The following is an 11,456-nucleotide window of genomic DNA, read 5'->3' as shown; positions in this document are numbered from 1 at the left end:
TCGGGTTCTTTAGCATACGCATTTTTGAAAATTGCTTTCAAAAACACGTTTACATCGATAATTTTAACTCAAGCACCCCAAATTGAGCCTCAATCGCCCGGTTTATTCCGAGATCCTATAAATAAAAACGTCCCGGTTCCATTCATAACGGAAATGGATCGGGACGTTCTTCGTCTCTTGCCTTGTATTATAACGCGAAGGCAACTTGCGATCCAGCCCGATCTTGCGCCTTCCATCCGTTCCTCTCGCTTGCGTTTGATATTGCCATAGGACAGGGGTATGATTATGATAGAAAGTAAAATTAGATTCGAAGGCTCGTCTTTCGGCAAGAGCGGTCATTGAAGTTATAAGGAGTTGACGGTCATGCAAACAACAAGCAACCAAGCCCAAAGAAATCAAACCACAGGCAGTATATCGGCAGGTCGATAGCGATGGAGACGAAAGACTTTCGCATCCGAGGCATGACTTGCGCGGCATGCTCCGCCGCGATCGAACGAGGCTTGAACGATCTTCCGGGCGTACAACAAACGAATGTAAATGCGATGCTCGAATCGGCGCGCGTCGAATACGATCCGGCCGAATTGTCGGTATTCGATATTATCGAGAAGGTGGAAGAGCTCGGATACGAGGCGATTGTCGAAGAAGAAGCGAACTCCGGCGAAACGGAGCGGCAAATGGAAATCCGGTTCCAACAGAAACGGTTGATCGTCTCGGCCCTGCTTTCTTTTCCCCTGTTGTGGGTGATGGCAAGCCATTTCTCATGGCTGTCCTGGATATACGTGCCGGAATTTCTGAAACATCCGTGGGTTCAGTTCGCGCTGGCCACGCCGGTGCAGTTCTGGATCGGCAAACCGTTTTATGTTGGCGCATATCGGGCGTTAAAGGGCGGGAGCGCCAATTTGGACGTTCTCGTCGCGCTTGGAACGACATCGGCTTATATGTTCAGCTTGGCGGCGACGCTGCGCTGGGTCGGACAATTTCACCAAATGCCGGGCATTTATTACGAAACCAGCGCGATCTTGATTACGCTGGTCGTATTCGGGAAACTGCTCGAAGCGGTAGCGAAAGGGAGAACGTCGGCGGAACTCAAATCGCTCGTCGAATTGCAGCCGAAGACGGCAATCCTTGTCAAGGACGGCGAGGAAACGGAAGTGCCGGCGGCCGATGTCGCGGTCGGAGATCTATTGCTGGTCAGACCCGGCGCGCCGATTCCGGCCGACGGCGAAGTCGTTGAAGGCGCTTCCGACGTTGACGAATCCATGCTGACAGGCAACAGCGCGCCTGTGATGAAACAACCTGGCGACACCGTGTTCGGCGCCACGATGAACGAATCGGGCCGTTTGCTCGTGCGGGCCGCGCGAATCGGGAAACATACGGCCCTGTCGCAAATCGTAAGAGCGGTTGCCCAAGCGCAAAGCGCGAAACCGCTCCCGATTCAACGGGTGGCCGACGCCGTGGCCGGCGTCTTCGTTCCGATCGTCGTCACGTTTGCGGTCGTGACTTCGATCATTTGGTATATGTTTGTTCAATCGGGCAATTTCGCGGCGGCGCTGGAGGCCGGCATAGCGGTGCTGGTCATCGCTTGTCCGTGCGCGCTTGGCCTCGCGACCCCGATTTCGGTGATGACCGGTTCGGGCCGCGCCGCGGCGCTCGGCATTTTGTTTAAAGGCGCCCAGTTTCTGGAAACTACGCATGAAGTGGACATCATCGTCTTCGATAAGACAGGCACGATTACGCAAGGAAAGCCGCTGCTGCGGGAAACGGTCGTCATTCCCGGCGATTGGGACGAACAGACGGTGCTGCGCTTAGCGGCGCTCGCGGAGAAGCAATCCGACCATCCGCTCGGGAAGGCGATCTTTCACGGAATCGCGCAGCGCGCGGATATCGATCTTGCGGGAAGCCAGGATTGCGTGCGGCACTTTGAAGCGCAAGCCGGACTCGGCGTCGCAGCCGACGTGGAAGGCCGTCAAGTGCTGGTCGGCAATCGGCGGTTGATGCATGAGCATCGAATCGATATTTCGGGAGCGGAACGGGAACTTGGGCGTATGGAAGCGCAAGGGAGAACGGCGATGCTCATTGCCGTCGACCGGAAATACGCAGGGATCGCCGCCGTATCCGATGCGCTGAAAGAAACGGCCTCTGCCGCCATTCTGCGCCTGAAACAGATGGGCATCGAAGTCATTATGCTGACCGGCGACAGCCGCGGCACGGCCCGAACGATCGCCAATCAGGCCGGAATCGTGCACGTGCTTGCGGAAATTCTGCCGCAAGACAGGGCGGAAGCGGTACGCAAGCTGCAGGTACAAGGCCATCAAGTGGCGATGATCGGAGACGGCATCAAAGACGCTTCGGCATTGGCCGCGGCCGATATTGGCATCGCGATCGGCAACGGATCCGAGATTGCGATGGAAGCCGCGGATGTCGCGCTGCTTCGGGGAGATTTGAACAGCATTCCCGACGCGATCCACTTAAGCCATAAAACGATGAACAATATGAAACAGAATTTGTTCCTGGCGCTGGCGTATCATGCGATCGGAATTCCGATTGCCGCCGCCGGCTTGCTTGCCCCGTGGGTTGCGGGGGCGGCGATGGCGCTTAGTTCGCTGTCCGTCATCGTCAATGCGCTAAGGCTGCAAAAAGCGAAATTGCGCTAATCGCCGGAGCGGATCTGCACGCGCATTCGCTTGTTTCCAACGAAATTGTCATCTCTTTGAAACTTTTTCGCGCTTATCTTGTTGCATAATGAATCTATTAAGTACGATTACAACTAGAAAGCGAGTGTAGTTATGAAGTTGACGAAGCTCATATTCGGAGCTGGCACGGCGCTATTGCTGATTACCGGAAGCGCGTGCTCGCCGAAGGAAGCGCTTCAGACGGAAGCACCTCGAATGGAGTCCGAATTGAAAACGGAGAAAGTGCCGACGACGACGCTCGAAATCAACGGCGGGAAAATTGTGCCAAACTTGACGAATACGATCATCGCCGACTTTAAGGAAGGCATTAAAGTACGCGATATTCTGGAAGGAAGCGGGATCGTCAAGGTTTCCGAAGACGGCGAATCGATCGTGTCCGTCAACGATGTTGCCCTCGATCCGACGATGGAGTGGGGGATTAAAGTGAATGATAAGGAAGTATCCGCAGAACCGTTAAATCATATGCTGAATGAAAATGACCGGGTTGAAATTTTCGTGAAAACGACGGAAGTCGACCCGTCCTCCAACCTTATCAAATAAAAATTCGATTTGCATACATAATTACAATGGAATAGCGGCATACATACGGCGAAGACCGGATCTAAAGCGCGACGAGCGCGCGATGGATCCGGTCTTTGCATTATCGTTCAAACTTGGCGTTCTGCGCTGTGAAATTTATCACATCGTTCGAAAACCGTTGAATGTATACTCGAATTACTTCGTACACAGGGGAGGTATTCGATATGCGAAGCCAAGAGCGCGAGAAGCTTGTATTGATCGGAAACGGAATGGCGGGCGTCAGTGCGCTGGAGCAAGTAATGAAGCTGTCTTCATCGTTCGATATTACCGTATTCGGCAGTGAGCCGCATCCGAACTATAACCGGATTATGCTGTCCTATGTACTTGAGGGAAGCAAATCGATTTCCGATATTATTTTAAACGACTGGAATTGGTATAGGGAAAATAATATTACGCTTCATACCGGAACAACCGTGACTCATATCGATACGGCAAACAAAACGGTGCACACGGACAAGGGCGTCTCGGTCGCATACGATAAATGTATTATCGCAACAGGTTCGAATCCGGTCATGCTTCCTATTCCCGGAATCGATAAGGAGGGAATCGTCTCGTTCCGAGACATTGCAGACTGCAGCCGGATGATCGAAGCCGCGCGCACATTCAAGAAAGCGGCGGTAATCGGCGGCGGATTGCTTGGCTTGGAGGCCGCCAAAGGTTTGCTCGGGCTAGGCATGGACGTAACCGTCGTTCATCTGGAAGACAGATTGATGGAACGCCAGTTGGATGACGAGGCGGCGGCCATGTTGAAGCGCGAATTGGAACGGCAAGGCTTGAAATTCGCAATGGGCAAGCGAACGGTGGAAATAGCGGGGGAGCAAAGAGTAAGCGGATTGCGGTTTGACGACGGCACGGAACTCGAGACGGATTTCGTCGTCATGTCGGTAGGCATTCGTCCGAATGCCGAACTGGCCAAAACAAGCGGAATCAACTTCAATCGGGGGATTATCGTCAACGATTTCATGCAAACGTCCGCTCCGGACGTATATGCGGTCGGAGAATGCTGCGAGCATCGCGGCGTCAGTTACGGTTTGGTCGCGCCGTTGTTCGAGCAGGGCATGGTGCTTGCCAAACATATATGCGGTGTGGAGACGAAGCCGTACGAAGGGTCGGTGCTGTCGACGAAATTGAAAATTTCCGGCGTCGACGTTTTCTCAACCGGGGAATTCGAGAACAGGCCGGATCTGCAAGTGATTCGAACGCAGGACGATTGGAACAATACGTACAAAAAAATATTGCTGCGCGGCAACCGCGTCGTAGGCGCCGTGCTGTTCGGGGACGTATCCGAATCGTCCCGCCTGCAGCAGTGGATTAAAACGGGCAAAGAAATGACGAAAGAGATGTATGCTTCCATCATGGGAACAGGCTGCTGCGGAGGTGCGGAAAAGAGCAACGCGGCCGCCGAGATGGCCGACGACGAAATCATATGCGGCTGCAACGGAGTGAACAAGAAAGCGATCGTCGACGCTATAAGAGAGCAAGGTTTGACGACGGTCGACGAAATTAAAGCCCAAACGGGGGCGACGCGTTCTTGCGGCGGATGCAAACCGTTGGTTGAACAACTATTGCAGCTGGAATTAGGCGAGCGATACGATGCCGTTGCGAGCAAGCAGGGCATTTGCGGTTGTACGGCGCTTAGCCGTGACGAGATTGTGGCGGCGATTCGCGAGAAGGGACTCGGAACGATTAAAGAAACGATGCATGTGCTCGGTTGGCGCAATTTGGAGGGCTGTTCGAAATGCCGTCCCGCGCTGAATTACTATTTAGGCATGATCCGCCCTGTCCAATATGAAGATGACAAATCGTCCCGTTTCGTCAACGAACGGATGAACGCCAACATCCAAAAGGACGGTACCTATACCGTTGTGCCGCGCATGTACGGCGGCGTTACGACGCCGGAGGAATTGAAAAAAATCGCCGAGGTGGCCGTGAAATACGATGTCAAGGTCGTCAAAATGACGGGCGGACAACGGCTTGACTTAATCGGCGTCAAGAAACAGGATTTGCCGAAAGTATGGGAGGAGCTTGACATGCCGTCCGGCTATGCGTACGCCAAATCGCTCCGTACTGTCAAAACATGCGTCGGTTCTTCATTCTGCCGTTTCGGCACGCAAGACTCCATGGGCATGGGCGCGCTGCTCGAACGCAAATTCGAACGGCTCGACTTCCCGGCGAAATTCAAAATGGCCGTCAACGGCTGCCCGCGCAACTGTGCGGAATCTTGTACGAAAGATATCGGAATTGTGGGCAACGAAGGCGGCTGGGAAATATATGTCGGCGGCAACGGCGGAATTAAGCCGCGTCTGGCCGATCTGCTGACGAAGGTTAAGACGGATGAGGAGTTAATCGAAATTACCGCCGCCGTGATGCAGTTTTATCGTGAAACCGGCACATATTTGGAACGGACGTCGGAGTGGGTGGAACGAATCGGTTTGGATGCGGTCAAGAATGCGGCGGTTGACAATATGGAATCGCGTCGCGCCCTCGTCGAACGGATGGAGTTGGCATTGCAGCAAACGGAAGATCCGTGGCGCAAAGTGTTGAACGATGCGTCTGTCCGCAGCGCGTTGTATGAGGATATTCAAGCGTAAAAAGGAGGGGAATGCGATGAAATCGGTACAAGCGCATCAATCTTCAAGCGATAAGAAGCTGACGTATTACACCGTTGGAAACATAAACGAATTTATCGTCCGAATCGGGCGGGTCGTTCATCTTCGGGGGAAGGAGATCGCGGTATTCCGTTCGGAAGAAGGCGATGTGTTCGCCTTGGAGAACAAGAGCCCTCATCCGAAAGGCGGGCCCCTTGCGGAAGGAATCGTTTCGGGCCGATATTTGTACGAACCGCTGCACGATTGGAAAATCGATATGGCGGACGGGTTAGTGCAGGCGCCGGACACAGGGAGCGTGCAAACCTTTCGCGTGCGCGTTACCGATGGCGGAGAGGTTCAAATCGGAATGACTCCTTCATTCCGGGAATGAGAAGCGGATGCGGATGACTGCCTGAGACTGCAAGGAGAGGAGTGGGCCAGATGTACAAAACGAGCGTAGAGTCTATGGTTCATACCGCTTTATCCAAGAAAGAAGCGATGCGGCAAAGCTGGCTGCGGTATTTCATGTCCTCATGGCTGGCCGGAGCGTATGTCGGCATCGGGATCGTATTGATCAATATCGTCGGAGCGCCGTTCTTCGCGGAACATTCGCCCGCCTACAATTTGGTGATGGGGGTATCGTTCGGCATTGCGCTGACGCTCGTCATATTCGCCGGAGCGGAATTGTTTACCGGAGCGAATATGTATTTCGCGATCAGTACGTTGGAGCGAAGAACGTCCGTCGGAGATTTGTTGAAAAATTGGGGGACCGTATGGCTCGGCAATTTGGTCGGAGCGCTCATCCTGTGCGCTTTAGTCGTTGGAGGAGGCATATTTAAAGACATTCCTCCGGATCATCTATTATTTACGGTCGCCTCGAAAAAAATGAATTTAAGCGCATTGGAAATATTTTGCCGCGGCATTTTATGTAATTGGCTTGTCTGCTTATCCATCTGGACCGCGAGCAGGGCGAAGGAAGATACGGCAAAGCTCATTCTGATCTGGTGGTGCTTGTACGCCTTTATCTCATCCGGTTACGAGCATAGTGTCGCCAATATGACGGTGCTCAGCCTGGCGGTTATGCTGCCGACGCATCCGGAGACGGTATCGATTGCCGGCTGGTTTCACAATATGATACCGGCAACGCTCGGCAATATTGTCGGCGGCGCTTTGTTTATGGGAATGATGTATTGGTTTGTCTCAAATAAAAGCAAATAATTGTATTCTAGCGCAAATGGGCCGATTGATTTCGGTTCATTTGTTTTTTTAGGCATAAATCTCCCTTGAACAGACAAGAAGCGCTGATTTCGGCCCGAGAAGAAAGTAAATAAAATAAAAATGACATCCAATCCGTCGCCGGGTTGAATGCCATTTTACTATTCCTGTGAAGAGAGTCAATTTCATAAATCGCCGCCGCTTTATCGCGCATACAGAAGCGGATACCTCGCTTCATTTCAAAGGCGATGCGCGCGGACCTACGCTCCTTGTTTGGCACTAACGAAACTAGCAATTCTTATTCGACTCAAAATGAAGACATCCCCATTTTAGCGAAACTACGTATCCTTATTCATTGGAAATCGGCGGTTTTACCGCCCTTTTCCCCTCATTAGCGTGATACAGTTACGTTAACATCCGCAGTGTATACGTTTCGTTAGCCCGCCCGCTGGCGCCGTCAGCCGGCAGCGGTATTTCGCTGCGCGGCTATCCGCCATCTACGAAGCAGCCGGCGAAGGGGAAGGGGAGAGCAAGGAAATCAAATCCGGCAAATCTCGTTCGGACACATTTCGCAATGGCAAATTTCCCGCAATTGCTGCAAATCTTGAATGACGATAAGTCCGTTATCGTAATCGATCGCCTCTTTTTTGCGCAGATCGCTTAACATCCGGTTGACGCTTTCGCGCGTCGCTCCGATCATGTTGGACAGATCGGTATGCGTAATTTTTTTGTTAATCAGGATGCCTTTATCGGTTTTCTCCCCATACGTGTTGCCTAGCCGGATTAAGGTCGAACATAACGCGCCCGGCTTGCCGTAAAGCATTAGATCGCGGAATTTCGTTTGCGTCAGCCGATGATGGATGCCCATCCACTTCATAAAATCGATGGAGAAATCGGCATATTGGCAGATGAGCAGTTCCAAATCTTTTTGTTCCACGACGCCGACGACGGATTGCTCCAACACTTCGGCGGTGAAGCCGTGTCTCGATTGGTTGAACGGATCGACATGGCCGATCAGATCGCCCGACCGGTACATATAGAGGATCAGTTCTTTTCCTTCGTCCGTCGATTTCGTAATTTTCACGCGCCCGCTTTTCAAATAATAAAGCTTATCCGCCTCGTCTCCTTCCCAGAACAGATGAGTATCGTTGGAAAAAACGCGTTCTTTCATCGCTTCTAACAATCTATTCAAATTTTGTTCCGAGAAACAGCTTGTATTTCCTGCTACTGCTTGTTCGTTCAATTGGAATTGTGCCATGCCCATTCCCCTCTCTCCCGTCATTTGTTTTGCTAAAATTCAGAAGTTGCAATTTGGTTTGTGCAAATTATCACATACTTATTTTAACATGTATTGCCGCAAGGGAACACCCATAAGCGTCGACAATTATGAATAATTAGTTAAAATTGCAGTTCTTTTTTTTCACGCTGATGAAAATTCAAACAATTTTCAAACTTTGTGAATTTTTTCACGATACAAAGACAATGATTTGTTGTATGCTAAAAGTGTCACAGACAAAAAAAGAAATTAGGGAAGTGGAGGATGGTTGGGATGGCAGTGAAAAACGAATTGAAAGCCGAAAAAACGACGCAAACCGTTCAGGAGCAAATCGATGCGGTCATGCGCAAAGCGCGCAAGGCGCAAGAAGCGTTCATGGCGCTCAATCAGGAGCAAGTGGATGAAATCGTGCAGGCGATGGCGCTTGCCGGCTTGGACAAACATATGGCTTTGGCCAAGCTCGCGGTGGAGGAAACGGGGCGCGGCGTGTACGAAGACAAAATTACGAAGAACATTTTCGCAACGGAGTACATTTACCACAGCATTAAATACGATAAAACCGTCGGCGTCATCGAAGACAATCCGTATGAAAATTGCCAAAAAATCGCGGAACCGGTCGGGGTCGTCATGGGCATTACCCCGGTGACGAATCCGACGTCGACGACGATGTTCAAGGCGCTTATAAGCATCAAAACGCGCAATCCGATCGTATTTGCTTTCCATCCTTCCGCGCAAAAATGCAGCGCCGAAGCGGCGAGGATTTTACGCGATGCGGCTGTCGCCAAAGGCGCGCCGAAAGATTGCATCCAGTGGATCGAGACGCCGTCGATGGAAGCGACCAACGCGCTTATGAACCATCCGGACGTCGCTTTAATATTGGCGACAGGCGGCGCGGGCATGGTCAAGGCGGCTTACAGCGCAGGCAAACCGGCGCTCGGCGTCGGTCCCGGCAACGTTCCTTGCTTTATCGAGAAGTCGGCCCATATCGAACAGGCGGTTACGGATCTGATCCTTTCCAAAACGTTCGACAACGGCATGATTTGCGCGTCCGAGCAAGCAGTGATCATTGAAGAGCCGATTTACGACAAAGTGAAAAAATTGCTCATTGCCCATGGATGCTACTTCTTAACGAAAGAAGAAACGGCGATTCTGTCCGGCAAAGCGATGAAGGAAGGCACATGCGCGGTCAATCCGAATATCGTCGGCCAGCCTGCGGCGAAAATCGCCGAAATGTTCGGTTTGAAAGTTCCGCAGGATACGAAAATATTGATTGCGGAGCTCGAGGGAGTCGGTCCGAACTATCCATTGTCTGCGGAAAAATTAAGCCCTGTGCTGGCGTGCTACAAAGTGAAAAACGCGGACGAGGGCATTGAGCGCGCGACCGAAATGGTGGCATTCGGCGGCATGGGACATTCCTCGGTCATTCATTCGAACGACGACGAAGTGATCCAAAAATTCGCAGACCGGCTGCAAACCGGCCGCATCATCGTCAATTCCCCGTCGACGCATGGCGCGATCGGCGACATTTACAATACGAACTTGCCGTCCCTAACGCTCGGCTGCGGTTCGTACGGACGGAATTCGACCTCGCAGAACGTAACTGCGGTCAATTTAATCAATGTGAAAAGGGTGGCGCGCCGCACGGTGAATATGCAATGGTTTAAAGTTCCGGGCAAAATATATTTCGAAAAAGGCGCGACGCAATATTTGGCCAAAATGCGCGATATTAACCGCGTCATGATCGTGACCGACCCGATGATGGTCAAATTGGGTTATGTGGAGAAGGTGGAGCATTACTTGCGGCAACGGCTGACTCCGGTAGCCGTCGAAATCTTCTCCGAGGTTGAACCGGATCCGTCGACGGCGACGGTGGATCGCGGCGTGGCGATGATGAATCAGTTCAAGCCGGACTGCATTATCGCGCTCGGCGGAGGTTCCCCGATGGACGCCGCCAAAGCGATGTGGCTGTTCTACGAATATCCGGACACGGATTTCAACAACTTGAAACAAAAATTTCTCGATATCCGCAAACGGACGTACAAGTACCCTCGTCTCGGCCAAAAAGCGAAATTCGTAGCGATTCCGACAACTTCGGGCACGGGATCGGAAGTCACTTCGTTCGCTGTCATTACCGACAAGGAGCGCGGCAATACGAAATATCCGCTGGCCGATTACGAGCTGACGCCGGACGTGGCGATTATCGACCCGGATTTCGTCTATAGCTTGCCGAAAGTGGCCGTAGCGGATACAGGCATGGACGTATTGACGCATGCGATCGAAGCGTACGTTTCGGTCATGGCGAACGATTATACGGACGGGCTTGCGATCAAAGCGATTCAATTGGTATTCGAATATTTGGAAAAGTCGGCCTTAACCGGCGATCCGGTCGCACGCGAGAAAATGCATAACGCTTCGACGCTGGCCGGTATGGCATTCGCCAATGCGTTCCTTGGCATCAACCATAGCTTGGCGCATAAATGGGGCGGGGAATATCATACGGCGCACGGCCGCACCAATGCGATTCTTATGCCGCATGTGATCCGTTACAATGCGAAAAAACCGACGAAATTCCAATCGTTCCCGAAATACGATCATTTTATCGCGGATCAGCGTTATGCGGAAATCGCGCGCATTCTCGGGCTGCCGGCGCGCACGGTGGAAGAAGGCGTAAGCAGCTTGATCGCGGCGATCCGCAAGCTGAACAAGGCGCTCGGCATTCCGGAGTCGTTCCAAGAGCTCGGGTTCGATGCCAAAGAATTTGAAGCGAAAGTCGATTATTTGGCGGATCGCGCCTTCGAAGATCAATGTACGACGGCGAATCCGAAGCTTCCGCTCGTTACGGAACTTGCCGAAATATATCGGAACGCGTTTTACGGCAAGTTTGAATAATACAGTTTCAAACCGATAAAACGAAATATATATAACAGATTGAATAATTAATATAACAGTTGAGAAAAGTTGTGGCAAAATCATCCGAATGTGATTTTTGTCACAACTTTAATCTCTTTCTAATTGTACAATTAAAGTGTAAACGATAAGACAAATCCTATATTTCAGGAAATGGAGAAATCAATAAACAGATATCCTGAATATGTAGTACAGAAA

General features: G+C 51.6%; 7 protein-coding genes. 6 read left to right on the top strand and 1 reads right to left on the bottom strand.

The window, feature by feature from the left end; all coding sequences use genetic code 11:
- Positions 1-431 precede the first annotated feature (431 nt).
- From KQI79_RS13715 to KQI79_RS13695, 5 genes are all read left to right on the top strand, one after another.
- A complete protein-coding gene (locus tag KQI79_RS13715; RefSeq protein ID WP_216538809.1) occupies positions 432-2,654 on the top strand; it encodes a heavy metal translocating P-type ATPase in 2,223 nt (740 codons plus the stop codon).
- Between the two features lie 132 nt (positions 2,655-2,786).
- A complete protein-coding gene (locus tag KQI79_RS13710) occupies positions 2,787-3,233 on the top strand; it encodes a hypothetical protein (protein WP_216538808.1) in 447 nt (148 codons plus the stop codon).
- Between the two features lie 203 nt (positions 3,234-3,436).
- A complete protein-coding gene (gene nirB / locus KQI79_RS13705) occupies positions 3,437-5,863 on the top strand; it encodes a nitrite reductase large subunit NirB (RefSeq protein WP_216538807.1) in 2,427 nt (808 codons plus the stop codon).
- A gap of 16 nt (positions 5,864-5,879) precedes the next feature.
- A complete protein-coding gene (gene nirD, locus KQI79_RS13700) occupies positions 5,880-6,251 on the top strand; it encodes a nitrite reductase small subunit NirD (protein WP_216538806.1) in 372 nt (123 codons plus the stop codon).
- Between the two features lie 50 nt (positions 6,252-6,301).
- On the top strand, positions 6,302-7,078 hold the full coding sequence (locus tag KQI79_RS13695) for a formate/nitrite transporter family protein (protein ID WP_216538805.1): 777 nt from the start codon (positions 6,302-6,304) through the stop codon (positions 7,076-7,078).
- A gap of 535 nt (positions 7,079-7,613) precedes the next feature.
- On the opposite strand, the gene KQI79_RS13690 is transcribed toward KQI79_RS13695, so the two are convergent.
- The gene (locus KQI79_RS13690; protein WP_216538818.1) at positions 7,614-8,333 is read right to left on the bottom strand and encodes a Crp/Fnr family transcriptional regulator; all 720 of its coding nucleotides are present in this window, start codon (positions 8,331-8,333) and stop codon (positions 7,614-7,616) included.
- A 291-nt stretch (positions 8,334-8,624) separates the two neighbouring features.
- Here KQI79_RS13690 and adhE point away from each other — a divergent pair, with 291 nt between their 5' ends.
- A complete protein-coding gene (gene adhE / locus KQI79_RS13685; RefSeq protein WP_216538804.1) occupies positions 8,625-11,240 on the top strand; it encodes a bifunctional acetaldehyde-CoA/alcohol dehydrogenase in 2,616 nt (871 codons plus the stop codon).
- Positions 11,241-11,456 lie beyond the last annotated feature (216 nt).

It is taken from the genome of Paenibacillus sp. MSJ-34 (assembly GCF_018918005.1).
GTDB lineage: Bacteria > Bacillota > Bacilli > Paenibacillales > Paenibacillaceae > MSJ-34.
This window is presented reverse-complemented; position numbering and strand designations above follow the sequence as displayed.